31 protein-coding genes and 1 riboswitch are annotated in these 26754 nt (G+C 51.7%); of the genes, 11 read left to right on the forward strand and 20 right to left on the reverse strand.

Annotation, left to right across the window (positions count from 1 at the left end; translation table 11 throughout):
* Positions 1-59: 59 nt before the first annotated feature.
* The 8 genes from L2082_RS08855 to L2082_RS08890 all read right to left on the reverse strand — a co-directional run bounded on the left by L2082_RS08855 (position 60) and on the right by L2082_RS08890 (position 7594).
* Positions 60-1556, reverse strand: coding sequence for a Ni/Fe hydrogenase subunit alpha (locus L2082_RS08855; protein ID WP_446011632.1), 1497 nt, complete (start codon positions 1554-1556; stop codon positions 60-62).
* Between the two features lie 2 nt (positions 1557-1558).
* Positions 1559-2551 carry an NADH-quinone oxidoreductase subunit B family protein gene (locus L2082_RS08860; protein WP_446011633.1) on the reverse strand — a complete coding sequence of 331 codons (993 nt, stop codon included), beginning with the start codon at positions 2549-2551 and terminating at the stop codon, positions 1559-1561.
* Positions 2548-3030: a hydrogenase iron-sulfur subunit gene (locus L2082_RS08865; protein ID WP_446011634.1), complete on the reverse strand. Its 483-nt coding sequence runs from the start codon at positions 3028-3030 to the stop codon at positions 2548-2550. Before L2082_RS08865 ends, L2082_RS08860 begins: the two co-directional genes overlap by 4 nt.
* Positions 3031-3042: 12 nt before the next feature.
* Entirely contained in the window at positions 3043-5049 is a 2007-nt protein-coding gene (locus L2082_RS08870; RefSeq protein WP_446011635.1) for a 4Fe-4S binding protein, read from the reverse strand.
* A complete protein-coding gene (locus L2082_RS08875) occupies positions 5046-6059 on the reverse strand; it encodes a CoB--CoM heterodisulfide reductase iron-sulfur subunit B family protein (protein ID WP_446011636.1) in 1014 nt (337 codons plus the stop codon). Before L2082_RS08875 ends, L2082_RS08870 begins: the two co-directional genes overlap by 4 nt.
* Entirely contained in the window at positions 6052-6651 is a 600-nt protein-coding gene (locus L2082_RS08880) for a 4Fe-4S dicluster domain-containing protein (protein WP_446011637.1), read from the reverse strand. Before L2082_RS08880 ends, L2082_RS08875 begins: the two co-directional genes overlap by 8 nt.
* Positions 6652-6909: 258 nt before the next feature.
* On the reverse strand, positions 6910-7356 hold the full coding sequence (locus L2082_RS08885; protein WP_446011638.1) for a PIN domain-containing protein: 447 nt from the start codon (positions 7354-7356) through the stop codon (positions 6910-6912).
* Position 7357: 1 nt separating this feature from the next.
* Entirely contained in the window at positions 7358-7594 is a 237-nt protein-coding gene (locus L2082_RS08890; protein WP_446011639.1) for a hypothetical protein, read from the reverse strand.
* Between the two features lie 445 nt (positions 7595-8039).
* Here L2082_RS08890 and L2082_RS08895 point away from each other — a divergent pair, with 445 nt between their 5' ends.
* On the forward strand, positions 8040-8252 hold the full coding sequence (locus tag L2082_RS08895) for a hypothetical protein (protein ID WP_446011640.1): 213 nt from the start codon (positions 8040-8042) through the stop codon (positions 8250-8252).
* A complete protein-coding gene (locus L2082_RS08900) occupies positions 8249-10411 on the forward strand; it encodes a tetratricopeptide repeat protein (protein ID WP_446011641.1) in 2163 nt (720 codons plus the stop codon). The genes L2082_RS08895 and L2082_RS08900 overlap by 4 nt, the downstream gene beginning before the upstream one ends.
* A gap of 348 nt (positions 10412-10759) precedes the next feature.
* On the opposite strand, the gene L2082_RS08905 is transcribed toward L2082_RS08900, so the two are convergent.
* The gene (locus tag L2082_RS08905; RefSeq protein WP_446011642.1) at positions 10760-12328 is read right to left on the reverse strand and encodes an ATP-binding protein; all 1569 of its coding nucleotides are present in this window, start codon (positions 12326-12328) and stop codon (positions 10760-10762) included.
* A 301-nt stretch (positions 12329-12629) separates the two neighbouring features.
* On the opposite strand from L2082_RS08905, the gene L2082_RS08910 reads away from it, so the two are divergent.
* The 5 genes from L2082_RS08910 (at position 12630) to gatC (ending at position 16334) form a co-directional block, all read left to right on the forward strand.
* Complete coding sequence (locus L2082_RS08910; RefSeq protein ID WP_446011643.1) at positions 12630-13325, forward strand: 5-formyltetrahydrofolate cyclo-ligase; 696 nt, start codon at positions 12630-12632, stop codon at positions 13323-13325.
* On the forward strand, positions 13325-14392 hold the full coding sequence (locus L2082_RS08915; RefSeq protein WP_446011644.1) for a histone deacetylase family protein: 1068 nt from the start codon (positions 13325-13327) through the stop codon (positions 14390-14392). Before L2082_RS08910 ends, L2082_RS08915 begins: the two co-directional genes overlap by 1 nt.
* A gap of 370 nt (positions 14393-14762) precedes the next feature.
* Positions 14763-14841, forward strand: a riboswitch (cyclic di-GMP riboswitch).
* A 378-nt stretch (positions 14842-15219) separates the two neighbouring features.
* Positions 15220-15648, forward strand: a complete 429-nt coding sequence (locus L2082_RS08920; RefSeq protein ID WP_446011311.1) for a PIN domain-containing protein — start codon at positions 15220-15222, stop codon at positions 15646-15648.
* Entirely contained in the window at positions 15645-15827 is a 183-nt protein-coding gene (locus L2082_RS08925; protein ID WP_446011645.1) for a hypothetical protein, read from the forward strand. Before L2082_RS08920 ends, L2082_RS08925 begins: the two co-directional genes overlap by 4 nt.
* A gap of 219 nt (positions 15828-16046) precedes the next feature.
* The gene (gatC, locus tag L2082_RS08930; protein ID WP_446010342.1) at positions 16047-16334 is read left to right on the forward strand and encodes an Asp-tRNA(Asn)/Glu-tRNA(Gln) amidotransferase subunit GatC; all 288 of its coding nucleotides are present in this window, start codon (positions 16047-16049) and stop codon (positions 16332-16334) included.
* A gap of 115 nt (positions 16335-16449) precedes the next feature.
* Here the strand turns inward: gatC and L2082_RS08935 are convergent, their stop codons facing one another.
* The 7 genes from L2082_RS08935 to L2082_RS08965 form a co-directional block, all read right to left on the reverse strand.
* Complete coding sequence (locus L2082_RS08935) at positions 16450-17031, reverse strand: FmdE family protein (RefSeq protein WP_446010343.1); 582 nt, start codon at positions 17029-17031, stop codon at positions 16450-16452.
* A gap of 101 nt (positions 17032-17132) precedes the next feature.
* Positions 17133-17723 carry a ribosome biogenesis GTP-binding protein YihA/YsxC gene (gene yihA / locus L2082_RS08940; RefSeq protein WP_446010344.1) on the reverse strand — a complete coding sequence of 197 codons (591 nt, stop codon included), beginning with the start codon at positions 17721-17723 and terminating at the stop codon, positions 17133-17135.
* A 60-nt stretch (positions 17724-17783) separates the two neighbouring features.
* A complete protein-coding gene (gene hisG / locus L2082_RS08945; protein WP_446010345.1) occupies positions 17784-18656 on the reverse strand; it encodes an ATP phosphoribosyltransferase in 873 nt (290 codons plus the stop codon).
* Positions 18657-18824: 168 nt separating this feature from the next.
* On the reverse strand, positions 18825-19202 hold the full coding sequence (hisI, locus tag L2082_RS08950; protein ID WP_446010346.1) for a phosphoribosyl-AMP cyclohydrolase: 378 nt from the start codon (positions 19200-19202) through the stop codon (positions 18825-18827).
* Between the two features lie 35 nt (positions 19203-19237).
* Positions 19238-20104 carry an Rpn family recombination-promoting nuclease/putative transposase gene (locus tag L2082_RS08955; RefSeq protein ID WP_446010347.1) on the reverse strand — a complete coding sequence of 289 codons (867 nt, stop codon included), beginning with the start codon at positions 20102-20104 and terminating at the stop codon, positions 19238-19240.
* 8 nt (positions 20105-20112) lie between these two features.
* Positions 20113-20934 (reverse strand): hypothetical protein, encoded by an 822-nt coding sequence (locus tag L2082_RS08960; protein ID WP_446010348.1) that lies wholly within the window; start codon positions 20932-20934, stop codon positions 20113-20115.
* 201 nt (positions 20935-21135) lie between these two features.
* Positions 21136-21309 (reverse strand): hypothetical protein, encoded by a 174-nt coding sequence (locus L2082_RS08965; protein WP_446010349.1) that lies wholly within the window; start codon positions 21307-21309, stop codon positions 21136-21138.
* Positions 21310-21541: 232 nt separating this feature from the next.
* Between L2082_RS08965 and L2082_RS08970 the strand changes: the two genes are divergently transcribed.
* Positions 21542-21982, forward strand: coding sequence for an FKBP-type peptidyl-prolyl cis-trans isomerase (locus tag L2082_RS08970; RefSeq protein ID WP_446010350.1), 441 nt, complete (start codon positions 21542-21544; stop codon positions 21980-21982).
* A 39-nt stretch (positions 21983-22021) separates the two neighbouring features.
* Here the strand turns inward: L2082_RS08970 and L2082_RS08975 are convergent, their stop codons facing one another.
* Positions 22022-22237, reverse strand: coding sequence for a hypothetical protein (locus tag L2082_RS08975; protein ID WP_446010351.1), 216 nt, complete (start codon positions 22235-22237; stop codon positions 22022-22024).
* 99 nt (positions 22238-22336) lie between these two features.
* Between L2082_RS08975 and L2082_RS08980 the strand changes: the two genes are divergently transcribed.
* The 3 genes from L2082_RS08980 (at position 22337) to L2082_RS08990 (ending at position 25344) form a co-directional block, all read left to right on the forward strand.
* On the forward strand, positions 22337-22759 hold the full coding sequence (locus tag L2082_RS08980) for a MazG nucleotide pyrophosphohydrolase domain-containing protein (protein WP_446010824.1): 423 nt from the start codon (positions 22337-22339) through the stop codon (positions 22757-22759).
* Positions 22760-22916: 157 nt separating this feature from the next.
* Positions 22917-24692 carry a phosphoribosylamine--glycine ligase gene (gene purD, locus L2082_RS08985; RefSeq protein WP_446010825.1) on the forward strand — a complete coding sequence of 592 codons (1776 nt, stop codon included), beginning with the start codon at positions 22917-22919 and terminating at the stop codon, positions 24690-24692.
* Complete coding sequence (locus tag L2082_RS08990) at positions 24685-25344, forward strand: L-threonylcarbamoyladenylate synthase (RefSeq protein ID WP_446010826.1); 660 nt, start codon at positions 24685-24687, stop codon at positions 25342-25344. Before purD ends, L2082_RS08990 begins: the two co-directional genes overlap by 8 nt.
* Here the strand turns inward: L2082_RS08990 and L2082_RS08995 are convergent.
* The 3 genes from L2082_RS08995 to L2082_RS09005 form a co-directional block, all read right to left on the reverse strand.
* On the reverse strand, positions 25341-25538 hold the full coding sequence (locus L2082_RS08995; RefSeq protein ID WP_446010827.1) for a hypothetical protein: 198 nt from the start codon (positions 25536-25538) through the stop codon (positions 25341-25343). The two genes, L2082_RS08990 and L2082_RS08995, sit on opposite strands and share 4 nt — an antisense overlap.
* Positions 25528-26019: a type II toxin-antitoxin system VapC family toxin gene (locus tag L2082_RS09000; RefSeq protein WP_446010828.1), complete on the reverse strand. Its 492-nt coding sequence runs from the start codon at positions 26017-26019 to the stop codon at positions 25528-25530. Before L2082_RS09000 ends, L2082_RS08995 begins: the two co-directional genes overlap by 11 nt.
* Positions 26020-26121: 102 nt before the next feature.
* Positions 26122-26649, reverse strand: a complete 528-nt coding sequence (locus L2082_RS09005) for a hypothetical protein (RefSeq protein ID WP_446010829.1) — start codon at positions 26647-26649, stop codon at positions 26122-26124.
* Between the last annotated feature and the right edge of the window lie 105 nt (positions 26650-26754).

Raw genomic sequence — 26754 nt, forward strand, 5'->3', positions numbered from 1 at the left:
CAAAACGTTTGATATGTCAAACACGAATAAAAAATGTTTACGAAAATATTTTTGTTCAACTATGCTATTTCAGCATTTGAGAGGGGTTCGGGAATTGCTGACTGCGTAACAACATCCACCAACTCACCACGCTGGTCGTGCAGCCGCACCTCCAGCGGCATCTGTCCCGGCAATGAATGGGTAGCGCAACCAAAGCAGGGATCATAGGCCCGGAAGGCCATTTCCACCATGTTGAGCAAGCCTTCATTCACCTTGCCACCCTTAATCAGATGCTGCGCCGCTTTCTTGGTGCTCATCTGGATCGGGGCGTAGTTATTGGTGGTGCCCACAATCAGGTTCACCTGAGTGAGGATTCCCCGCTCATCGGTCCAGTAATGATGGGTCAGGGTGCCGCGCGGTGCCTCTACAATACCGACGCCTTCAGTGGGGATCTCAGTGGGTTTGCAATGAACATCTGAAGAGGTGATCTCAGGGTCGGTAGCCAGTTCCACCCAACGTTCCGCTGCATAGAGCAGCTCAATCAGGCGGGCCCAATGGATTGCCAGCCGCTGATGTACTGGCTTGCCGCCCAAGGTCTCGTACATCTTTTCATAATGTTCCTGAGCCAGCGGGGTGGCCATGCCATCTGCCGCATTGAGGCGGGAGAGCGGGGTTGCCATGTACACGCCTGAATCCTTGCCATCGGTAAAACCTTTCCAGCCCACGTTCTTCAGGTACGGGAACTTGAGATAGGTCCAAGGCTCGACATGCTCGGCAAGATGGTTCATGTACTCATTGGGCGCATACTTGCAGAACTCTTTGCCCTCAGGATTAACCACCCGTACCTTACCATCGTAGAAATTGACCTTGTTGTTTTTATCCACCAGCCCCATATAATAGGTCTCATCGCGGTAGATATCACCGACAATCAGGTCCAGATAGGTCTGGTTAGCCAGAACGATGTCGTTAAATGTCTGAAGACTGAACTGGGCAAACTCAATGGCCCAGCGGCCCATCTCTTCAATCTCTTTTCGCTCTCCCTCGCTGAGGATCTTGGTCACGCCGCCGGGGATGGCAACAGCCGGATGGACCTTGCGGCCCCCGATCATCTCCACCACCTTATGACCGAATTTGCGCATCTGGATGACTTTGCCCCCGATCTCCATACCCACCTTATGGATAACCCCGAGGATGTTACGCTCTGCAACCGGGGCATCCGGTCCGATGATGAAGTCCGGGCCACCCAAGGCGTAAAAATGGGTAGTATGGTCGGTGCAGTAAAAGGCCATGTAGAGCAGCTCACGCAGCAGCTTGGCTGTGCGCGGCGGTGTAATCTGATAGGCAGCGTCAGCGGCCTTGGCAGCGGCCATGTGATGAGCCTCCGGGCAGACCCCGCAGATGCGGTTGGTCAGCAGGGGCATTTCCTCAATAGGGCGGCCCACGCAGAAGCGTTCAAAGCCGCGCAGCTCAGGGATCTGGAAATAGGAATTAGCAACGTCGCCCTTATCATCCAGAAAGATATCAATCTTCCCGTGTCCCTCAAGGCGAGTAATGGGATCAATAGTTATGCGTTCCATGACTACACCTCATTTTTCTTGAATGCTGGCGCACCCGCCTGGAACAGCGAATCAGCCAGGTTGAAACGATAGAATTGCCCTGCCGGATCAGGGATGCCGTCCAGGATTTGTTCGATCTCTTCAGGATCTTTGGAGTCAATGACCGAGGCAAAAGCAGTGATCAGACGTGCGCCGTAGTCCACTACACCTTCTGCCGGGCCGTAGCAGCCAATGCACTGGGCACCAACACTGGGACAACGGGCCTTGCAGCCGCTGCGGGTGGCCGGGCCGTTGCAGGGAACACCCTGTTCCAGGATACAGAGTTCCGGGTCAAGCGGGGCCACATCCTGGATACGGCGGAAGGCCTTAATGGCCTTGAGGTTTCGTTGGCGCGGGCATTCCTCACAGACCGTGGAATGACCAGCTCCGATGACAGCACCCTTGGGTGGTAGCTCGGCCTTGCCCTGGAGTACCTCAATGACCAGGTCAATCACTGCTGCGATCTGGTGGCTCTCCGGCGGGCAGCCAGGCATGAAATAATCCACATCCACGACCTGGGCCAGGGTATGTACCCGGTCCTTCATGGCCGGAATGGTGATCTCACCCTCTGGTACCTGGGTTACGGTCTGCGGACGGATATTATCCGGGTTATCCGTGGTCAGGGTGGTATAGGCGGTGTCGATGAGCTCGGCAACAGGGAAAAGGTTGCCCAGGCCGGGTATGCAACCCTCGGTGGCGCAGGAGCCAAAGGAAACCAGCAGCTTGGACTTCTTGCGCATCAGGTGAGCCATGTGCTCATTCTCCTCATTGCGGATGGAACCATTCCAGAGGCAGAGCAGGATCTCCTCATCTTCCAGGGCTTCTACATCCTTGACCTTGGCATCCATAGCCACGGGCCAGAAGGCGATATCGAAATTGGCATCCACATCCAGGATCTTCTCATGGATATTGATGACCGCAATCTCGCAGCCACCGCAGGAGCCGGACCAGTACATGGCGAATTTAGGTTTGCTCATACTGTCACCTCCACAGGGGCCTGCTTCGGATTGTGTTGTGATGTCTCTTGCTTCTCTTGCTGTAGGTTTTTATGCCAGGCCAAGGGACCTTGGTCACGGATCTCCTCAACAAAGGAATTGATTTCCTTGGTCAGCTTTGTCCCCTCAGATGCACTGGTCCAGGTCAGTTTGACCCGCTCCGGGGCAATGCCCAAGCCTTTCAGCACTCGTCGCAAAAGGAGCCAGCGGCTTTGGGCCTTGTAGTTCTGTTCAATATAATGACATTCGCCAGGATGACAGCCCGTGATCAGGACACCGTCTGCGCCACCGGACAGGGCCTTCATTATAAAGGTGGGGTCCAGGCGACCGGAACACATCAGCCGGACCAAGCGGACATTGGGGGCGTAATGCATTCGGGCTGTGCCTGCCAGGTCCGCAGCCCGGTAGGAGCACCAGTTACAGGTGAAACAGATGATCACCGGTTCAAATTGTTCGCTCATTATTGACTCCTCTTATGCGTCAGCCAGAGTAACGTCCATCAGCAGGCCGTCGATCTGGGCGAGTATCTGGTCATTGCTAAAGCCGGTGCCGCTGATTGCTCCGGCAGGACAGGCTGCCACGCAGGTGCCGCAACCCTGGCATAGGGCCGGGTTGATTTCACTGACCTTGCGGTCTTCCAGGAAGGTGATCGCGTTAAACGGACAGAGGCTGTTACAGATGCGGCAGCCTGAGCACTGCCCCTGATAGACGCTGGCCTTGATGGGTTCCAGGGTAACTTCACCGCGCATGATCATATTCAGGACCCGAGCTGCGGCTGCGCTGCCCTGGGCCACTGAGGTGGGGATGTCCTTGGGGCCGGTGGCTGTGCCAGCAATAAAGATACCCTCGGTCATGGTGGAGATGGGGTCCAGCTTGGCGTGCTTCTCAGTAAACCAGCCATTGGCTGAACAGCCGATGCCGAAGAGCTTGCCGGTCTCCTTAGCATCATGACGCGGCTCCATACCAATGGAGAGGATCACCATGTCCACAGGAATCCGGCGTTGTTTGCCGATCAGGGTGTCTTCCACCTGGACCATCAGCTTGCCTTCTTCACTTGCCTTGCGGGCTGCATCCGTGACCTGGGCCACCTTGCCCCGAACAAAGAGGGTGCCTTCTTCCAGGACACGCTGATAGAACTCATCATAGGCCTTCATCGGAGTCCGCATATCAATATAGAAATCATAGACCGTGTCCCCGGTGCGTTCCTTGACCAGATGGGCGAATTTCAGGCTCTGCATACAGCAGATATTGGAGCAGTAGTTATTATAATTGCGATCACGGGAACCAACACAGTGGATAATACCCACGGTCTTGGGCGTGGTCTTGCCGTCCCGCAGGACAATATCACCTGAAGTCGGGCCAGCAGCATTACACATGCGTTCAAACTCTATGCTGGTAAAGACATTGGGTAAGCGACCATAACCATAGTTGCTCACCTTACGGGCATCAAAGAGGTCATAGCCGGTGGCCAGAATGATATTCCCCACATCCACAGTCAGGAACTCTTCTTTTTGCTCATAGTCAATGGCCTCGGTGGGACAGGACTTCTCGCAGACCTTGCAGGTGCCTTTTTGGAAGAAGTTGCAGTTCTCCGTATCAATGACCGGGTACTTGGGCACGGCCTGGGCCGAACTGGTGTAGATGGCCTTGCGATAGCCAATACCCGCTTCGTAGCCCTGATCAACCACCTTGGTTGGGCATTTCTCGATGCAGATCCGACAGCCTGTACACAGCTCCTCTTTGAGGTAGCGGGGCTTTTTCTTGATCGTGACTGAGAAGTTGCCCACATAGCCTGCAACGTTGGTTACTTCGCTCCAGGTCATCAGCTCGATATTGGGATGATTGCCAGCCTCAAACATGCGCGGGGTCAGGATACAGGCGGCACAGTCCAGGGTGGGGAAGGTCTTGTCAAACTGGGCCATGTGACCGCCAATGGAGGCTTCCCGTTCCACCAGCCAGACTTTTTTGCCGGCATTGGCAATCTCCAGGGCTGCCTGGATACCGGCAATGCCCCCGCCCACCACCAGGGTGTCCGGGTGGATAGCAACCTTGAGTTCCTCAAGCGGCTCATTCTCAATAACCCGCTCAACCGCACCGGTCACTACGGCCTTGGCCTTTTCCGTGGCTGCTTCCTTATCCGTATGCACCCAGGAAACCTGCTCGCGGATAGAGGCCAGCTCGGTGAGATAGGGATTCAGTCCTGCCCGTTTACTGGCATTGCGAAAGGTCAGCTCATGGAGATGAGGAGAGCAGGCCGCAACCACCACCCGATCCAGGCCCAGTTCTTTGATGTCCTGTTCAATCAACTCCTGACCAGGACTGGAGCACATAAACTTATAATCACGGGCAATGACGACTCCTTCCGAGCCAAGGCCCTCAGCAGCCCAGTCCCGCACCTTTGCCACATCAACCGTGTGCGAGATATTGGTGCCGCAATGGCAGACATAGACGCCGATCTTGTTTGTCTTGTCGTTACTCATGCTTTGGCCTCCTCTGCGCAGGGTCTTTTGCATTCCGGGGTCTTTGCAGTCTTTCGCATACAGAGTGGCATGGGCAGTCCTTCCTGCTGGCGCTGTTTCCCCTCTGTAATGGCAGCTTCCGGGATATCCATACCGATTCGGGACAGGGCCTTTTCCGTGCTAGTGATCTCGCTACCAAAGCCCAGTTTCTCCGGCGGAAAGCCCAGGGCCAGTCCTACCAGCTGGGAGAAGAAGACAATAGGCATCTCGTAATCAGTGCCGTAATGGCTGTTGGTCTCACCCTGATAGGCATCCACATTGAGCTGGCACATGGGGCAGACCGTGACCATGATATCTGCCTTGCTCTTTTCTGCCGAGGAGATCAGGCGACGGATGAGTTCATAGGCCGTGTCCGGGCCGATCTGGGTCATATGGCCGCCACAGCAGGTGGCCCCGCCTGGAAAGGCTACGACCTCAGCACCAATAGCCTTGAGCACATCAATCAGTTCTGTGGGATGTTCCGGATCAGACCAGCGTTTATTATAATCAGGACGGGGGACCATGCAGCCTGTATACGGGGCAACCCGCAGACCCTTGAGCGGTCGCACCACCTTTGCCTTCAGGGTATCCAGCCCGATATCGTTAATCAGCACATCAAGCAGGTGGCGGATATCCAGAGAGCCTGGTGTGTACTGGAGGTTGCCTGCGGCCAGGGCCTCATTGACCTTTTCCCCCAGGGCGGGCCGTTCTGCCATGTAATAATCAGCCTTGGCAAGGTTGAGATAACAGGCTGAGCAGGGAGAAAGTACCGTCTTCTGACCCGTCTTGGCAGCCAGGGCCAGGTTACGGGCAATCAGGGAATAGGCAGGGATGAGATTGATGCCCACATACTCGGTAGCACCGCAGCAGTTCCAGTCGTCGATTTCCTGGAGGTTTATGCCCAGGGGTTGGGCGATCTCCATTAAGGAGTCATAATAGGCCTTGGCATTGCTTTCCATTGCGCAGCCCGGATAAAAGATGTAATCACTCATGGGCCAGCTCCATTTCCTTGGCTTTATTGAGGATGGCTGTGAGTTGCTCCATCCCCTTTATTGTTGTTGGCTTCATGTTGAGACGCCCTTTCTTCAGCATACCCAGTCCCATTGCAGCTGTACGTATCATACGCAGGGGCGAATGCTTGAGGTAATGGCGGGTTGCGAGGCCGAACTCGTAGCTGCGGCCATATTTTTCCACCATCTCCACAAAGGTCTCGGAAAAGTCCGGTGCTGATGAGTCGCGGTACTTCTTTTCCTGAATAGCCATTGACTTGAGGCTGTACATAACATCGGTGATATGGACGTTTTGCGGGCAGCGGACAACACAATGGTAGCAGGAAACGCAGATCCAGGGGGTGTTGCTCAGTAAGACTTCTTCCCGCATACCGGCGCGCAGCATGGCAAACAGGGTGCGCGGGGTGTGATCCATATCCATCTCAGAGGGGCAGGAACCACCACAGCTTCCGCACTGGATACACATCTCCAGGCGGGAGACACCGGCTGTCTTCATACTGACCTCGTGGAGGAGGGAAAGGTCTTCGTCGTGGTCTAAGCGTGCGTGTACATGTTCTACAGGTGTTTTGGACATAGGGCGTCCTCCGGGGTTGCAGCTTGCATTTTTGAGTGTTCAAAAAAGAAAGGCATTCGTTTTGGTACGATGTATTACATCTTTGCGGCACGTTGTGGTTGTAATTATGAACTATACCTTGTACGTGATATGTTGACAACGGTATTTTGCCATGCAATGGTCAGTTTGTTCTCTGGGGCGGGGCAGGAAAGGGGGAAAGGGGAGGGGGCGGCTGGTAGGGACAAGACCTGTGTGTCTGCCTGGTTTATACAACGCGGATTACGAATTTCCGTTTATGGAAGAAGGAGCTGTTCTCCAGTTGGTGAGTTGCAGATCATAGCCTGCATCCTGAATCCGCCTGTAATGCCTTTCGTTGCCTGTCGCAAGAACGAGCTGATGCTCCACAGCTATGGCTGCGATAATTGGGTCTGCCCGTCCGATTGTCTGGCCCTTACTCTCAAGATCAGCGAACATCCTCCCGGCTAATTCAGCACTCTTTTCTGTCAAGGTGAGCATTTCCGTGCCTGCAAGGTTTGTTAAAAAGTCTTGAATCTTCTCCTTGCGCTTCATCTTATGGAGTCCTTTGACGATTTCCAGAACAGTGATTATCGAGATAGTGTATTGCCCGAACCGGCTATAATACTGTCGCGCTGTGACCGCTACCTGCTGATCTCTTTTTTTCAGGACCTCCGAAAAGATATCCGTGTCAAGCAGTATCCTGTTCATCTCATGCCTCCCTGAACGGCATTGTTTCCCGTGTGTGCATAGCTGATGCGACAATGTCATCAAGCAGGTCAGCCTCGTCGGCAAACAGGCCCAACAGCTCATCCGGCTTTTCCCGACCCGGCTGGAGCCGTAACATCATATCATTGAGTACCTCAAGTAGTCGCCTTGTAATGAACTGGTCCTCAACCGCATACTGCACCTGGATATTCTGGGGGACACGAATTGTTATGCTTCCCATAAAAACGCTCCTTTGTTTAAAGTAGAGGATATCGACTCAACCGTTGTTAACATGTTAGGATACCTTCCTTCGCGTCATCCTGCAAACAGTTTTGGCAGAATGCGGATCAAAGATACCGGGGAAAGAGGTGGGGTGGTTCGCGAACCGCCCGTACAGGTTGCGGAAATACAGAGATTGGAGGTATGATGGGGAATCGTAGAGTCGATCCGCAACAAATCCCTGCGGCGCAGGGTTTGGGGAGTATAGTGTTATACTCGGATTGAGACAAACGTTATGCTCGAATCGAGACAAACGTTATGCTCGAATCGAGACAAGCGTTATGCTCGAATCGAGACAAGCGTTATGCTCCCGGTGAGGGTATCCCTGACCTTCCCTCCTGACACCCCTTCATCTTTCCTTGTTGTTGCAAAGGCATGAACAGGGTACCATAGGGGAATCTATCCACATGATAACTCAGCATACGGAGGCCAGCCCCAGGGTTGAAACCCTGGGCTATGTTCGCTACGTCCCTTTGGGACGGCTTTTTTTCCTGTCCCGGAGGGACAGTCGATTAGAGCCCCGTGATTTATTGCGGGGTGTGAAGAGAGAGGCGCAAGGCATGACCAAGCAATTCGAGGACAAGGACGGCGACCGGAACATCGCCCAGGAGGATGGATGAAACTGGAACTGCTCGGACAGGCCCGGCAATGGATTGTGGACACAGGGCAATGGTTGTGGAATCACCCGGAGGTGACATGGAGCGGTGCCGGGCTGACCGCTCTCGCCGCCCTCGTCTTTCTCCTGAACAAAGCATGGGCGGCCCTTGGACGGAAAGATTCCGCACCGCCGGTCGGCAACAGCAGCACGGTCACCCAGAAGTCTATCGGTGATCGCAACATTATCGGAGGCACCGGGCCGGTTCACGTTAAGGAAACCCATTACCACTATGCTGCGCCGGAGCCTGCACCTGTCTCTGCGGAAGCAACCCGCCTCCTTCCGAGCGAAGACGACATCTTCCTCCACCGGGAGGACGAACTGGCCTGGCTGGACAAGCACCTGCACCCTGACCGGATTGCGGCTGTCTGCGGACCCGGCGGCATGGGCAAGACCGCCCTGACTGCCCGTGCGGTGCGCAGGCTTCCTCCTGACCGCTTCCCGGACGGCATCATCTTTCACACCTTTTACCATCAGGCGAACACGGCTCAGGCCGTTCAGACCATTGCCCGTGCCTTGCAGCTTTCCGTAGACGGGGATGTGCAGCAGGAGGTGGCTGCGGCTCTGGGGAGCAGGCAGGCATTGCTGATCCTGGACGGAGCCGAGGAGGCGGACGACCTCCCGGCGGTGCTGGCCCTGCGCGGACGATGCGGAGTGCTGATCACCACAAGGAGGAAGAGCGACTGCGGGCCGCTGCGCCTGGACCTGCAACCCCTGCCGGATGACCAGTCCGAGGAGGTTTTGCGGGCCTGGGGCGGGGAGGCCGGGGATCAGGAAGCCGTTGAGCAGATTGCCGGGCTGCTGGGCGGCTGGCCCGTGGCCCTGCGCCTGGCCGGGCATTATCTGCACAGCACCGGAGAGCCTGCGACAGACTACCTGCGCTGGTTGCAGAAGGAGCCGTTCAGGGAGCTGGGGGAGAGTGAGGAGCATCAGGCCGGGAATGCGGCCCTGCTGCTCCGGCGGAGCACGGCCCAGGTGGGAGAGGATGCCCGCCTTGTGCTGGGACTGGCGGGTACCTTGGCTTATGACCTGCTGGCGACCGCGCCCATGATCGCCCTGCTGGAAGACGATGAACGCCGGTGCCGCAAGGCCGTGAACGAGCTGGTCAATTACGGGCTGCTGGAACGCCGGAGAAAACGCCTGCACATAGGCCATGCCCTGATCCATGAGTATGCGGCCCGGAACCTGTGCCTGAGCACGGAGGCCCTGGCGCGGGCGGCTGCCTATTATATAGTGTGGTGCGAGGAACAGACCGCCGCCGGTCTACCGGGCTATGCCCTGCTGGATGATGAGCGGGTGCATTGCCTGCGGCTGATTGCGGCCTGCCTGAAGAGCGAGCTGTGGCGGGAGGTAAAAGTCTTGGTCGGAGCAATTGACATCTACCTTGACCGGCAGGGCTGGTGGACAGAGAAGCTGGCTGCCGTGGAGATGAACCTGACTGCGGCCCGGCAGGCTGAAGACCGCCGGGATGAGGGATGGTGCCTGAATGAGCTGGGCTACACCTGCGCTAATCGCGGGGAGAAGGACCAGGCCCTGCACTGGTTTGAGCAGAGCCTGCCTCTCTGGCGCAAGCTGGGAGCACGCAAGGACGAAGGCGTGACCATGAACAACATGGCTGCGATCTATCGGCAACAGGGCAGGTACGGGCAGGCCCTGGAGCTTTATGAGCAGAGCCTGCGTATCCGGCAGGAGGTCGGCGACCGGAAGGGGGAAGGCACGACCCTGAATAATATCGCCAATGTTTATATGAACCAAGGTGAATGGGACACAGCCCTGTCGTATTATGAACAATGCCTCCCTATTCACAGAGAGGTTGGCAATAAGATCGGGGAAGGCGCAACCCTGAACAACATCGCCATGATCTACCGTGCCAAGGGTGAGCCGGGCAAGGCGTTGGAGTATCGTGAACAAGACTTGGCGATCTGCCGCAAGCTGGGTGACCGGGCCGGAGAGGCGGTAACCTGCTGGAACATCGGCACCACCTATTACGATATGGGCGACCTTGCCAAGGCCGAGGAATACATTGCCCTGGCCGTGGAGATCAAAGAAGCCATCGGCACCCATGATGCGGAAGAATGTCGCAATTACCTGGAGCGGCTACGGGCCGCGCGGCAAGGGGCGTAGGGGCGACCGGCCGGTCGCCCGTACGGAACGCACCGGATGGTCATGGCCGGGAATATCGTTGGGCGGCGTAGGGACAGGTCCCCGTGCCTGCCCGTGGTGTTTCCGTCACCCTGCACAGGAGGCCCAGGGTTGAAACCCCGGGCTATGTTCGTGCTGTCCCTCTGGGACGCTGCCTCTGTCCCATAGGGACAACCAATAGTAGCCCCGTGATTTATCGCGGGGTGGGCTTGCCTGTATGACGAGGCTCATACCCGCTGTACCACCATGCTGAATCTATCTTTCAGAACCCTTACCGCCACAAAGTCCTGACCTCCTTTGCATTATCGTCCACCTCCATCACATACCCCCTCAACACCAAACCACCTCCACTGCCCGCCCAGACGGCGTTGTACAGGTTTCGCGACCAAGCCTTTCCTCCCAGGGCACGGTACGCTGATCCGGGCGCCGGTCAAAGATAACCAGGTGGCAGGTATGGGGGGAAGTCCGGTCGGCATAGCGGTCTACCTGCTCAAGGCCCTGATCCCGGGTGGCTTCCCGGCCCATGCGCAGGTGGACAAGCTTGATCTCCACCAGGTTGATCCCGCCGCCAAAGCGCAGCAGCAGGTCCATTCGTCCCCTCCCGGCAGCATACTCCCGGTCCACAGTCCCGCCTCCATTGATCACCCGTTGCAAAAAGGCCATGAGCAGCAGATGCGGGAAGGCTTCGGTGTAGTCGGCCTTTTCCTCCCAGATCTCTGAGTTCCAGGCCCAGAACTTCTGGAATTCATCCATCAGGGCCTCCATGTCCAGGCTGCCGTCCTCCTGTTGCCAACGGAACTCCGGGGGCGGCACAGCCACCTGCATGCCGTAGCTCAGGTCGCGGGCAAAGACTTCCCGGTAGATAGCATTGGCAATACCCGGCGTGCCCTGTTCGTCAAAGGCCACTATGCCCAGGTCCAGACAGAAGGTGAAGTCGTCGCCGTCTGCCATAGTCGGGTCGGACGCACCAGTGAGGATGGGTTGGATAATCTTGCGTATCCTCGGTTCCCGGAGGCGCACACTCAGGGAATCGATATGGGTGGCCCGTGACGCGATGAGCCGCTCTTTGGCCTGATCCACATGGTCTGCCCGGACAGCTGTCCCTGCTTCCGGGACGATGCGCAGAACACACTCTTTGGCCAGGGCATTCACCAGCCAGGGCTGGCCCGAGGAACAGGCGAATATCCGGTCCAGGGCCTCGGGAGTGAAGACCTGCCCGTTCTCCCCAGTATGCTGGGAGGTAAGAGCGGTGATGTCTTCTCGGCTGAAGTTGGTCAGGGTGACTGAATCCTCCTTAATATTAAAGGGGCTGCCCGGATTGAGCAGGCTGCCGTCCTTGCTGGAGACCAGGTAGTTGCGGAGATCCCGCATCCCCACCAGGGCCACTGAGACAGGAAAAGAACCCGCGCCCCGGCCTGCAAAGCCCCCTCGCAGCTGACGCAGGAAACTGACCATAGCCGGACCAGCCACCACATCCACCTCGTCAAAGAACACGATGAGTTTCCGGGGTGCTGTCATCTCTGCCCATTCGGTCAGCACTGCGGAGAGCATGCTTTCCGCTGCAACGTCTGAGGGGTGTCCAGGGACAGGAAGCTCAAAGCGTTTCGCCCATTGGCGGACAGCATCCACCATAGTCGGCATGGCCCGTTCCACCTCAATCACTTCCTGGCAGGTCTCTAAGGTGACATAGCAGGCCACGGCCTCTGTGCCTGCATTGATCTCATGCATCCAGGAATGGAGAAAGGTTGTCTTGCCGGTTTGCCTGGGCGCATGCAGAACCCAGTAGAGTTCATCCCGGATATAACGGTCCAGACTTGCCCCGATGAGGCGGTCTTTGGGCGGGAGCATGTAATGGAGGCGGGGGAAGCATGGGCCGGTGGTGTTGAAGTATTTCGCCATGATGCAGCAGCTCCTTAGGCAATGGTGGAAGATATATTCTGAGAGCGATATATTCCTGCAAGGATACCATCTCTGTTCCGGGCTGACAATGTAAGAACTGCTTGACTTCCCTGTGTCCAGGGGTACTCTTGCAGGAAAGTGCCAGGGAGGCTCTTCTCTATGCATAGAAACAAGACAGGGCGGCCAATGCGCTAAGAGCTGCAAAGCAATGAGTAAGAACAGGCAGGGGGAATCAGGCAGGGCAATTGCTCCTGTTGTTCTCCCAGAGAGGTCAGATAACCCGTGACAGTTTTTCCGTCGTTTGACAGAAGCAGCAGATCTTGATACTGTTCAGCAATTTTCTTTGATTATCAAGTCGCCAGCCAACATGTCCATGAAAACGACAGAGTCTATGGAAGATACAACGAGAAATCGTCTGCGAAAGGAATGTCTTGCTGACCGGGATCTACAGGATCCCTCTCAGCGTCAAAAGAAAAGCCAGGAGATACAGGCCCAATTATTGAGGCAACCCTTTATAAACAAGGCCAGCCATCTCTTTATCTATGTTCATTTTCGGAGCGAGGTGGAAACCCTGGCCCTGATTGAGCATTGTCTTGCTCAGGGGAAAAAAGTCTCAGTTCCTGTTACCCTGCGCAAAGAGTCACGCTTGCTGGCAGTCCAGATTACTGATCCTGGATGCCAGCTTGTTCCCGGCTGTTTTGGCATTCCGGAACCAACAAAAGAGCAGATCGCCCGGGCAATGATTGATCCGGCAGACATTGATGCAGTTGTGGTTCCTGGCTCGGTTTTTGATGCCTTGGGTGGCAGGCTTGGCTATGGTGGTGGTTATTATGATCGTTTTTTGCCCCAGGAGGCACCCCAGGCCCGGCGAATCGGGCTGGCCTATGCGTTGCAAATAGTGAAGCAGGTTCCTATGGAACCCCATGATCAATATATGGATATGATTATTACAGAAGAGAAGATATATCAATGCAGGGAACTGCGGGAGGAGGCGTGATGCGAAAAACAGGTGTGTATCGGAATGAACTTTTTTTAGAACATCAGCCTGGCTTTAGTCATCCAGAATCGCCAGAGCGTTTGCGGGTTATTTATGAGGCCCTGGATAAGGGAGATATTGCAGAGCATTTTCTCTTTCCCGGCTTTGATCCCGTATCGCAGGAGGTTCTGCGGCTCAATCATTCCGCAGCAATGGTGGAGCAGGTGGCAGCGACCCATGGGCAGGGACATACTTATTTAGATCCTGATACCCAAACCTCGGCCCGTTCTTACGAGGCAGCCTGTTTTGCTGCTGGTGCTTTGGTGGATGGTCTGGTTCGTATTGAACAGGGAGAACTGGATAATGCCTTTTGTCTGGTGCGCCCCCCTGGTCATCATGCTGAGCAGGATGGGTCTATGGGGTTTTGTCTGTTTAATAATGTGGCTGTGGCTGCCCGCTGGGCCATCCAGGAATTGGGAATGCAACGTATTCTGATTTTTGACTGGGACCTGCATCATGGTAATGGCACCCAGAAGAGTTTTTATGATACAGACAAGGTGCTTTATATTTCCAGTCATCTGTACCCTTATTACCCAGGCACTGGTGCTGTTATAGAAGTCGGCAACAGTGCCGGAGCTGGTTACTCTCTCAATATCCCTTTGCCGGGTGGTCAAGGTGATATGGAGTACGCCCGAATCGTTAATGAACTGGTAGTGCCGGTGACCCGTGCCTATCAACCTGAGCTTATTTTAATTTCCTGTGGTTTTGATATTCATGACGGCGACCCACTGGGAAGCATGCAGGTGACACCCGCAGGTTATTCCTGGATGACCCGCCAGATGCTTGCTGTGGCAGACGAGGTCTGTAACGGGAAAATGCTGGTTACTCTGGAGGGTGGTTATAATCTGACCGCCATGCGGGACGGCTGTTTTGCAGTCTTAGCTGAACTTTGTGGAAAGAAACTTGATTGCGGCTATCCGTTTAATTTGTCAAAGGAAAAAGCAGATCGGTTTGCAGCCTCTTCGGTTGCCTGTCCAGCTCTGGATCAATCTCTTCAAATCGTCAGAGGGTATTGGCCAGGAATTTGAGACAGTTTGTTTGGCGAGATCTTTCTTTGCTCCATATTTCCTTGTCCCGCTCTGCTGGGGCGGGCTGGGAGGTATAAGGAGGGAGCTATAAAGAATTACTTGGATTAATCTCTGGGCAATAATTTTATTTCATCGTAGAATCCACCCCCCTCTGGGGGTGGATTCTTTATCTTTTTTTCTCCAGTGCGAAAATTTTTCTTGACCAGAGAGATAAAGCTGTATATATTTTACTCATCAAGACGGTAACAAGTAATAACTGACCGATACAAAACTCTTCTTAAACGGTTTCAAAAAAAAATCTTATCGTCTGTTGAATCATAACATAAAGGTAACCTGGAACGGTTGCCTGCTTTCTGGATGGTACCAGAAAGTTGATAAAAGCCACAACCGTTGTGAAACGGTGTCGGAAAGCCACGGGTCTCCAGAGGGGAGATAGCCGGGTCGCCTACTTTACTCTTACCAGGAGGTTGTTATGAGAACCCTACGTGCTCTCTCCCATTGGATAAGCAGGAACTTTAACTGCCTGACACATCCTTTTTGTTCTTCTCAAGTCTGCATAACTCCACGATTGACCAGACAGTATCGCTATAAGTGTTCTACTTCTCTTCTCAAATCGTCTCTCTTTTTTCCTTATCAACAGGATCAACGTATTCCTGTTCGTATTCGTACCCAAAGGATTTGGTAATTTCTTAGGGATTTTCCAGGAAAATTTTTTCAAAAAAAAGAAGTATTCTGCGCATTCAGCATGGTAATTCTGACAACAGAATTGGTCGGGCGCAGCCCCTTGACTTGAGTGACTGAGAAAATACACGTAAGAGAGTTTTGTTATGCATGTATATTTAGATAATTGTTGTATGAACAGGTTGTTTGATGATCAATCAAACCGTCGTTTTCGTTTTGAATCAGAGGCTGTTAAGGTCATTCTGTCCTTTTGTGAACAGCGGCAGTGGCATAATATTGCCCAGTTTGAGGTTGACCAGATTCCTGATGAAGACAGGAAAAAGAAGCTCAAGTTGCTCATGGGGCAGAGTGATGAGGTCGTGAATATAGACAAGAGCATTTCCACCCGGGCAAAAGAATTTGAAGAGCAAGGAATACAGGCTTTTGACGCCTTGCATCTGGCCTGTGCCGAAGATGGTGCAGATGTTTTTTTAACCGTAGATGATAATCTGTTGAAGCAGGCATTGCGTCTTGAAGATTTGAAAGTATCGGTGAATAATCCGGTTGTTTGGCTTATGAAGGAGGCGGTGGCATGAAAATAACAGATGGTAAGGTGCAATGGGCTGGAATCAAGGCAGGCAGCAAAAATATAAGCGCAATTGAGCTGATCCGCTACCTCCAAAAGGTGGATAGCGGCTCGGGTGATTATGTACGAGAACGACAGACATGGCAACAGGACTACACAGTGGATATGCTGTTAAGTGTTGTTGACTAATAAAAAAGGGCCAACCCTTCTCCCCACGATGCAGGAGGCGGTCTGAATGCCGCCTCTGTGCGTCACCTTTTTTTTCTGATAACCTCCTGATGTTATACTCAGCTTCTGCACATCGAATAGCCATTGATTTTATCCGGCAATACGTGGTACATCTGGGGAAGAAAGTTTTTTGGGAGAAGAAATGAAATATGTTTTTAAGGGATGTTGAGGATAAGACCCATGAAAATAACCAAACAAGAAGTAGAACGAGTAGCTGCATTGGCTCGTCTGGAATTAAGTGAAGAAGAAATTGCGCAACTGACCCCGCAGCTGGATAATATCCTCAGCTACGTGGCTAAGCTGGATGAGTTGGATACCGAAGGTGTGCCGGTTACCACCCATACTCACAGTCAGAATAATGCCTTTCGGGAAGATGTGGTGCGGGAATCCCTGCCTCGTGAAAAGGCCTTAGCTAATGCAGCCAAGGAAAACGGCGAAGCCTATGTAGTGCCCAAGGTTGTGGGCTGAGAATGACTGTAGGGGTAGTACCTGCGTGCTTGCCTGGCCTAACAGGGCCCTCACAACAGAAGTTCCGCCCCTTATACTCTACTGGTAGCCAGTAAGATGTTTCCTTAAAGATCCCTCAGAGCACCTGATAATAGCGCTGACCAGCGCAGGCCCTGCAGAGAACACGTCCTTCCTGTTCCACGTCCCGGTTATCCTGGACATGATCCTTGCATTGCTCGCATTGCACCCGCCGTTGAGGCCGACCCGGCATATCGCATTCCGGGATATTGACCGTTACCTCCTGCACAAAAAATAACTCTTCTTCCGGCATGACTCGATAGGCCGCCAACTGCCGCTGGTATTTATCCTCAATCTCAGGACAGTATTTTTTAGAAAGTTCACGGGATTCCTCCAGCGCTGTCACCCGAACCGCCTTACCAGTCTCCAGATTCACAAAGGTGGCTGCCATAATGCCAAAATCCATCCAGCGCAAGGAGCGTTTGCCCAGACTGCATCCGGTCACTGACTGAATGGCATCGGTGGCACAACGATCAATTTCCACCAGCACATAGAGTTTTTTCCGATCCGCACCTTTGGGGTCTTCAATGCCGATGCGTTCAAGGCCCAGTATAGACATTCGAACACCGATGACCTGACCGGCGCAGATGTGGCCGTGGATTTTGGTCGAGACCTCTAAAAGTTCATCAAAGGATTCCATAAAATTTTCAAACTCCGTTGGGTGCCCGGCGTTGAAACACCGGGCTATTCTCTATCGTCCATGCAGGACTTTTTCTCATATTTTCTTGTCAGGAGATAAGATCATCCTTTTTCTCCACTGTACGTCGCCAGTCTGTCCTGTAATTCCCTACATCCCTGGCCGCTTTGAGCGGAAAAAAGGATACGATCTGCCGGGGCAATATTCAGGGCTGCATCCAGAGCTGCTGCCTGCTTGCCCTGTTTGTTTTTTGAGAGCTTGTCTGCCTTAGTGTAGATCGGCAGGCTGGGGATATTGTGATGCTGCAACCAATCAATCATCTCCCGATCTGTGTTCTTCAAGGCATGGCGCAGGTCAATGATGACGACTACGCAGGCCAGGGTCTCCCGCTCCAGCAGGTAGCCGCTGATCAGTACTTCCCATTCGGAACGCATTTGCTTATTCACCTGGGCAAATCCGTAGCCAGGTAGGTCGACCAGATAGAGTTGCTCCTTGACTTCAAAAAAGTTCAGGCTCCTGGTTTTTCCCGGCTTGGAGCTGGTCTTAACCAGATTTTTACGGTTGACCAGACGATTAATCAGGCTGGATTTACCTACATTGGAGCGCCCTGCAAAGGCTATTTCCGGGTAGAGAGGCTCAGGCAGCCGTTGCAGGCTGAAGACAGAGTCAATAAAGGTGACCTGGGCAAAGTTCATGTGTTCCTTATGGGGTACCGACGTTACAACGTCGGGTATTTTGATGAAAGACAGAAAAAATCAGATCACCTTGTTCAGCGAATACTCAATAATGCCTTCGGCCCCGATCTTTTTCAGCTGCGGAATCAGGTCCCGGACCTGATGCTCGGAAATAACCGTTTCCACAGAGAACCAGGGCTGCTTGTAGAGGCGAGCCACAGTGGGCGCGGTCACGCTGGGCAGAATCTCCAGAATATCATCAAACCGTTCTTCCGGGACATTCATCTTCAGACCAACGATTTTATCTGCCCGCAGGGCTCCTTGGAGCAGCATGGCGATATGGTCGATCTTTTCTTTTTTCCAGAAATCTTCCAAAGCCTTATGGTTGGCAATGAGCTGGGTATTGGACTGCATCAGCTCGTGGATGACCCGGAGTCCGTGGGCACGGATAGTGGCCTCGGTTTCAGTAACCTCGACAATGGCATCAGCCAGCCCGGACACAACCTTGGCCTCAGTCGCACCCCAGGAAAAGGAAATGTCCACCTTTATATTTCGTTCTTCAAAGAAATTGCGGGTCACGTTGACCAGCTCTGTGGATATGCGCTTGCCATCCAGTTGTTCCACTGAGGTAATCGGAGATTCTCCAGGCACGGCAATGACCCAGCGAGTGGGTTTCTTACTAACCTTGGAGTAGATCAGATCCTCTACTACAGCAATGTCTGAACCGTTTTCCAAGGTCCAGTCTTTACCGGTGATACCAGCATCCAGCAGCCCGTCTTCCACATAGCGGGACATCTCCTGGGGGCGACAGATATAAACCGACAATTCAGGGTCATCCACCTCCGGGAAGTAGTTCCGGGCCGCCATCTTGATCTTCCAGCCGGATTTTTCAAATAGGGCAATGGTTGCTTTTTCCAGGCTCCCTTTAGGGATGCCTACTTTGAGTACACTCATGATTTCCTCAATTATTGACGAGTCCGCCTGTCGCGGCTCGGGATTAGCATCTTTGGGTAGACACAGGGGTCTACCCCTACAAACGTTTCTTGAATCGCCTCACCGTTGGGGCCTTGGCCCCTGTGCCTGTCTTGTTCAGAGCATTAGAGGAGTACAGGAGACCGCAGATCAACCGTAAACCTTGTCTGGATCAAAGATTGGATCTGCAATAATTTCTAAATCATCGCCCTTGACCCGGCGAAAGAAACAGCTGGCATAGCCCTTATGGCAGGCAGCCCCGCCCAGTTGCTCCACCTTGAAGACCACGGTGTCTTGGTCGCAGTCCACCAGGATTTCTTTGACCATCTGGACATGGCCCGAGGACTCGCCTTTGAGCCAGAGTTTATTGCGGGAGCGGCTCCAGTAATGGGCTTTACCTGTTTTCAGGGTTTCTTGCCAGGATTCTTCGTTGATATAGGCCAGCATGAGTACATCGCCGCTGGTTGCGTCCTGGGCAATGGCGGGCAGAAGGCCGTCTTTTGATTTTGTGAAGTTGAGTTCAGGCATTTTTTTGTAGATTGTGATTGAGATAACGAGTCTGTTTACTGCTCAGTATTTTGATCCCGCAGGCTGATAATGAGTTCCTTGGATAATCCCGTGCCTGCGGCAATAATTTCGGGATCTATATTCTGTGTCAGCAGGTTTTGGGCTATAGAGAGCTTTGCTTCCTGTTCACCTTTCTCTCTTCCTTCCTGTATCCCGTCTTTTTTTGCCTTTTCCAGGGAACCTTTTTGCAGCCAGATAAAATCGCGGCGTTTAAACTGTACTTCAAGTTCGTCTTCATTTAATCCGGCAGTGTTTGCCAGCTCAAAGGCATCAAGGAGGTTGGGTTCAGAGAATGTTTTAGGGACGAAATCAAGTTCTCCGGCATTCTTGATAAAATAAATCCATTTATCTGTTACTGAATGCAGTTCATCCTCGTTCTTGGTGAATTTGGGAAGTTCTATAAAAATAAGTTCAATATCACCACTGTATTGAATCAGGCTTTCCTTTTCCCGTAGGTTCCAGTAGGAAATTACCCGATCGAATTCCTGAAACATTTCAAAATCAGTAATGGTCAGGGCGATGATTGGTTCCAGAGTGGAGTATTTTTCTGATTTTTTTAGCTGGGTGGAATAGAGCTTGGCTGCATTGTACAGCACTCGTTTTTCAAATCCCTCCACACTGAGCACCTGCATCTCAATAATAATCTTGCGGTGATCCGACAGGACAGCCTTGACATCCACATAGCTGTCTTTCATACCCTTGAGCAAAGGCACTTGGTACGGATCAACAATGGTAAGATCTGTAATCCCGGTATCCCCAAAATCAATGACCGCATTGAGAAAATCAATCAGGATAGCCTTTGACTGCTCGCTGCCAAAGACTTTTTTGAAGGCAAAATCGGTTTTGACGTCTAAAAAGTCCATGATTTTTTTTAATGCTTTAACTTCATTTGCTTCTGTGGATCCTTTTGTGTTTGAAGCTTGTGGTGTTTTTCCAGAATAAGCAATTCTTCAGTCAGCTTATCTGTGGCTGCCAGTACAATAACAGGCTGGGCCCTTTGTTGCACCCCAAGATAGAAGTCCTTGGCAATGGGCCATAGTTTATTGATACGGTTAATATTTTCTTTTAAAGCCCCGGTTTTGTTTGCATGGGCAGTGATCTTGCTCAGGCCAGCTTCAAATGTAGCAACAGCTTGTCTGAGCTGAATAACATTATTGTTATTTTCAATTCCGGCATGATGGGCAATATAATACTTATTGATCCTTTCCAGCTGGCGCAACAGGCGTTGGGTCTCTTCAAGGATAGTCTGTTCTGTGGTTCTGGCTTTGGGCAGATGTGCTTCAGCAAGAAAGCCAGCAGCATCAAACAGGGATTCACTGGCATCAATGACAATGGCACCGTTTTTCTTAGTAAGGGGCTTATGGCGAATTGCTTTGAGTTTCTCATAGGAGGAGAGGAGAAACTTCATAATGCTTTCCTGTTCCTTGCCCTGAATACCCTGTTGCAGCGTTGGCAAATTCTTGTCAAACTCGATCAGACCTTCTTCCATCTGCTCCACAGCTTTTTCGTACCGTATATCCTGTTCTTTGTAGAAATAGGATTTAGCAATTTTTTGGCTTGCTTGTTGAATGTTACTGGCCGCAGTTGATATACTTCCTTCACTGTCCTCTGCTAAAGCTTCACCAGAAAAAAGAGAGAATGCGCAGAAAAGAAAAACAAGGCTACATAGAAGTTTTTTGAACAGGATACTCATAATATATCGCCTCCGTTAGACAATTTATATGAAAGTACAGGGTGATCAGCTCAAGCCGTCCGATCAACTTTCATGTTTTGTTGTCCCGCCCTCAACAGGTGGGATAAAAATTGTTGCTTTTTTTTACTTTACCGGTAAAAAAACTGGTCAGCATGCCAAGCGCTGATCATGAACTATACTGGATAGAGTGGAAAGAGGAGTTCAAGAAACCTTTTTGGTTACCTCTGTTCCATTTTGTTTTGTTTTTCCCTTGTTTTCTCTTTCAATAAATTGAATCATGCAGGATGATCTGTGTTGGCAGTAATCACCAGGATGCTGACAGGCTGCTTGTTCAGCATCCATTTTATCTCCGTATTTTGCGCATTCGAGTTCCATGGTTTGCTTTCCTGTCTGAGGTATCGTTAAAAACTCAGTGCCAAAAACAGTACATTTATGCTGCTGAGCCGCCTTTGTCAAGGTTCTTTCGTTGCTGTATTGTGAGTACTGTGCCCGGGTTTGTTCAGCAGGCTTGTCAAATCAGCATGATTTATTATAAAGGGGGCACGCAAAATAACATCACGTTAACTTTATTCCTCGCAGGTCAGCGAGATTTCTTTTGGGAGAAAATATGTGCCCTGTTGCTTTGACTGATACTGTCACTGTCACCTATACAGCCTCTTTGGAAACCGGAGAGCTGATTGAAAAGAGAGATGAGAACAATCCTGCTACTGTATCCATAGGCAGTGGTGCCCTGTGCAAGGCTGTTGAGGCCTGTTTGTTTGGTATGGAGCCGGGACAGAGCAGGGTGATCCGGGTGGAGCCAGAGGATGCTTATGGGATCCATTATCAGGAATTGGTCCAGCAGATTCCCTTGGCGCATTTTCAGGGAAAGCTTGATCCCAAACCAGGGATGGTTCTTTCCCTGACCGTGGAAAGAGAGGGAGAATCGCATAAGGTGCCTGCTACGATTGCTCAAGTACATGAAGATGCAATCACTGTGGATTATAACCATCCTCTGGCTGGCCGGGTCATTGTCTATGAGGTCTCGTTGGTCAGTATCAATTCCTGATTTTCAGAGTATAACAACAAGGCAGCAACAGACAGCTTTTTAGTTCTGCGCAGGGAACTCGGCTTCCCGTTCCTCGGTAAAATAACAGAACCGGTCCCAGGAAACCTCGGTTCCTGAAACCGGGCATCGGAGTGCGACTTTTTTTTCGTCAACGCCAATGACCAGCCAGTCACCTTTGCGAGGTCCATCTTCTATATGTATTTTTTGACCTGGAGTAAGGGGATATCGTTTAAAAAAAAGGACTTTTTCGCTCATACTGTTTTCCTTTGTTAAGTGGTTAGCAGTGGTTAGCAGTGGTTATAGGGACTGACCTTTTGACTGGCATATCGTAGATTCGTAGAAAAGGTAAGAACTATGGATAGTAAACCGGAATCAAGAAAGGATGTCAATCCGTTTCAGCAACTTGATGAGATTGTTCGGAAGCTGCGTTCACCTGGGGGCTGTCCCTGGGATCAACAGCAGACCGGGAAATCCTTAAAAAGATACCTGTTGGAAGAGGCAACAGAGCTGGCCGAGGCCATTGATACCGGAGATGAGAGGCATATTCGGGAAGAGATTGGAGATATGTATTTTATCCTGACCCTCATGGGGCTTATTTATGAGGAAAAGGATGGTATCCCGGCCAGTAATGCTGTTCAGCAGATTTGTAGAAAAATGGTGCGCCGTCATCCCCATGTTTTTGAAAAACAGGAAGGAACATCCCTTTCAGAACAGGCGTTGCGGGAGCAATGGGAGCAAATCAAACAGCAAGAAAAGCAGCAGGGAAGAAGAAAATAAGTAAAAAGGAATGCTTTTTTGCTTGAAAAGATCTTCCAGAGTTGAGGAAGATGGTGCTTTTTGTTAGGGTAGCGGCGTAGATAACTACCTTATTGTGGTTGTTCGCCTGTTGTGTTGGGCCGACAATTTTTTCAAAGAGATTGAGTGAGGAGGATGTATGAAGGTTCTGGTCATTGGTTCCGGTGGCAGGGAGCATGCCTTGGTTTGGAAGTTGAGCCAGTCGGAAAAGGTACGATCCATCTGCTGTGCGCCCGGAAATGCCGGAATAAAAAAAATGGCAAACTGTGTTAAAATCAGCGCCGATGATATTGATGGGCTGCTTGAATTTGCCAAAAGAGAAAATGTTGATCTGACCGTGGTAGGGCCGGAAAATGCCTTGGCGGCTGGTATTGTTGATCGCTTTGAAGAACAAGGCCTGCGTATTTTCGGACCAAGCACGGCTGCTGCTGAACTGGAAAGCAGTAAGGTATTCTGCAAAGATTTTCTTAAAAAATATAATATTCCTACAGCTGCATATAAGTCCTTTGAAAAGATTGGTGCTGCCAAGAAGTATATTGAGAAAATCGGTGCTCCCTGCGTGGTCAAAGCTGATGGGCTGGCTGCGGGTAAGGGTGTTCTTATCTGCCAGACCGAAGATGAAGCCAAGGAAGCGGTTGAGCAGATGATGAAAGAGAATGCCTTTGGCGACGCAGGCAGCACTGTGGTCATCGAAGAATTCCTTACCGGTGAAGAGGCTTCTTTTATTGCCTTTGTAGATGGTGAGAATGTTCTTCCTTTGCCTTCATCCCAGGATCATAAGTCTGTTTTTGAAGGCGATCGTGGTCCCAACACCGGGGGAATGGGGGCCTATTCTCCAGCCCCGATTATGGATGAAGGGATGAGCATGCGGGTGATGAACGAGGTCATGCTCCCTGCTGTTCGCGGAATGGCTGAAGAGGGGCGGCCCTTTAAAGGCATGCTTTATGCGGGCATGATGATTGATGACGATAAAATTAATGTGCTGGAATTCAACTGTCGTTTTGGTGATCCCGAATGTCAGCCCCTGCTCATGCGCCTGCAAACCGATCTGGTGGACATCCTGGACAAGGCCCTTGATGGCAAGCTGAATGAGATTGAGTTGAAGATTGATCCCCGGCCCGCAGTTTGTGTGGTTATGGCCTCAGAAGGCTATCCAGGGAATTACATCACAGGCAAGCCAATTTCAGGTTTGGTGAATGCCTCAAAATTGAAGGATGTCGTGGTCTTTCATGCAGGCACTGCTATTGAAAATCGCAGGACCGTGACCTCGGGTGGTCGGGTGCTGGGTGTCACTGCAATGGAGAATACCACTAACAAAGCTATTGAGCGGGCCTATAAAGCAGTGGATAAAATCAGGTGGAAGGGCTCGTATTACCGACGGGATATCGGCCATCGGGCTCTTGTCCATCTAAAAAAAAATACCGGCCCCCTGGTGGGCGTGGTCATGGGGTCAGATTCGGATCTGCCGATTATGCAGGAAGCCACAGATTATCTTGATTATGTGGGGATCAAGAATGAGATCAGGATTTCTTCTGCTCATCGTACCCCGGACCAGGCAGCCGAGTATGCCCGGACAGCGGCCCAGCGTGGTTTAAAGGTTATCATTGCTGGTGCTGGCATGGCTGCCCATCTGGCAGGCGTGTTGGCAGCCCATACCACGCTGCCTGTGATTGGTGTGCCTATTGATGCCTCATCTCTGAATGGTCTGGATGCCCTGTTATCCACCGTGCAGATGCCACCGGGTATTCCTGTAGGGACTATGGGGATTGGCAAGGCGGGTGCCAAGAATGCAGCGGTCTTTGCGGCCCGGATTCTTGCTACTGATAACCCGGATTTGATTGCTGCTTTGGAAAAGCACAGTCGGGATATGGCAGCCCAGGTGGAAGCCAAGAATAAAGCCCTTCTTGATGGATAACAGAACAGGTTTGCTGATTTCTCGTGCTCTGCTCTGCTCTGCTTCAGATCCGGCAGCCCTTGATCAGGCTACTCATTTGCTTGATCAAGGCGGTCTGATTGCCTTTCCCACAGAGACCTATTACGGCCTTGGTGTTGATCCCTTTAATGCCGAGGCCCTTGAGCGTCTCTTTGCAATGAAACAGCGCCAGCCCGACAAGGCTGTACTGGTGTTGGTTGCTGAGCAGGCTCAGGTTGTTCAGCTGGCTGCTGAAGTACCTGCGGTTCTGCAGAAACTCATGAATCATTTCTGGCCAGGTCCGCTGACCCTGGTTTTTCCTGGGCGAACATCTCTGCCCGCCCTTCTCACCGGCGGAACCGGCAATATCGGTATCCGTCACTCTCCCCACCCCTTGGCTTCCCGCCTCCTTCATAGCTTTGGCGGTCCGATTACTGCGACCAGTGCTAACCGTTCCGGTGCTCCGCCTGCAACCACTGCTGCTGAGGTGCTGGACAGTTTCGGCGCGGAGATCGACCTGATCCTAGACGGTGGCACTACTCCTGGTGGGGCTGGTTCTACCTTGGTTGGGTGTGACCAGGACGAGCAGCTTTGCTGTTTGCGGGAAGGGGTGGTGGCTTTTGGGGATGTTCTTCGGGTGGTTCTTAAAGGTTAATAGTGATTTGAATCAATGGAGTCTGACCTTTTTGATCTCTTCTTATTTTTCATTGCATACAGGTCCACAACTTCCTGCCCAAGCGACAACCCTTTCGCTTTGAGATGGGTGACAAGATCGTCCACGCTGTAAGCATGATCACGGGCGATACTGTCTTTAATTTTCCAGAGTTCTTCGATGATTTCATCTGCCATCTTTGTTTACTCCCATAAGTTCTTGCGGAGTGCAAATCTCTGCACACGCATAGCCATGTGCGGCACATACTTTTCTCATTACAGGTTTCGTTTCAGCGTTGTCGATATGCCGACAGTTCCATGTCAGAAGATAGTCAACACCGTGAACTGCTGCTATTGCGATATGAAGCGAGTCATCCAATGCTTTTGCCGGAAGTGCGCTTTCTTTAAGGAGTGCTTTGGATAAGGTGACAACTGCTTCGGGGATTGCCAACAGCTGGATGTCGGATAAGGCATTGAGCCGCCGTGCAGCAGCCTCTGGATTACCTCGTCCAGCCTCTTCGGTGACAACCCCTGATGTGTAAAGAATGAAGCGGCTGCGTTGTGTATACCACCAGTCACTGGTTATTTTCTGCCAGGCTGCGGCCAGCAGGTCGTTTGTGGGACGAGCTGTGAGGTACGAGACGATTGAGGTCTCAATGTAAACAGTCTTTATCTTCATATATAACCGCTCTTGGCTCAAGCGTCATTTAGGCTTAACCGATTACTCCACGTTATATGCTCACAAAGCCGGGTGGCAAGCCCGGCCTGCCCAACCGAATAGTTATTTTCTAAAATACTCTATCGCACTATAATCAGGTTTCCCACTATCTTTGAAATCAGTTAATGAGATGACTTGTAAATGATTCTCGTCAAGGAGATAGAGCTTTAATGTAACAGTGGCAAAGCTCTTTTTATAAACAACCTCAGCGTATGTGTATTGCGTTTTCCTGCCATCCCAGAAACGATTGATAAGGATGTTCGGCTCCCATTTGCAATCCGTTGGTGAACACGAACCCCAAGCTTGAACAGTGTCGGGATCATTACTTGGCACACCATTGAGAACGGTATCATTACAGGCAAAGTTGATGTTAAGCTTTGTTATCCCTCTTGTCTGACTATCTTTATTGACCCAGTCGCCTGCCATATCCTGCGCCGCACATAGCGCAAATGATTGACCTGGAAAAGCCAATAAGCCGAATGCAAAAATAAGGAAAAGCTGTCTTAACAATGAGTTCATGATTGATACCCCCATGTAAGTAAAGACAATAAATTGAGAAAACATTGCAACTGATAATTTCCTATCTGACATATCCCTCTGGTACCACTTAAATAGCTGGAACACCTGGATGAAAATGCTCTTCTATTAACTCCCTTAAGTCCTTTTCTCTCCTTATTTTACGCATAATCTGAACAA

The sequence above is a fragment of the Candidatus Electrothrix sp. genome (assembly GCF_052785085.1).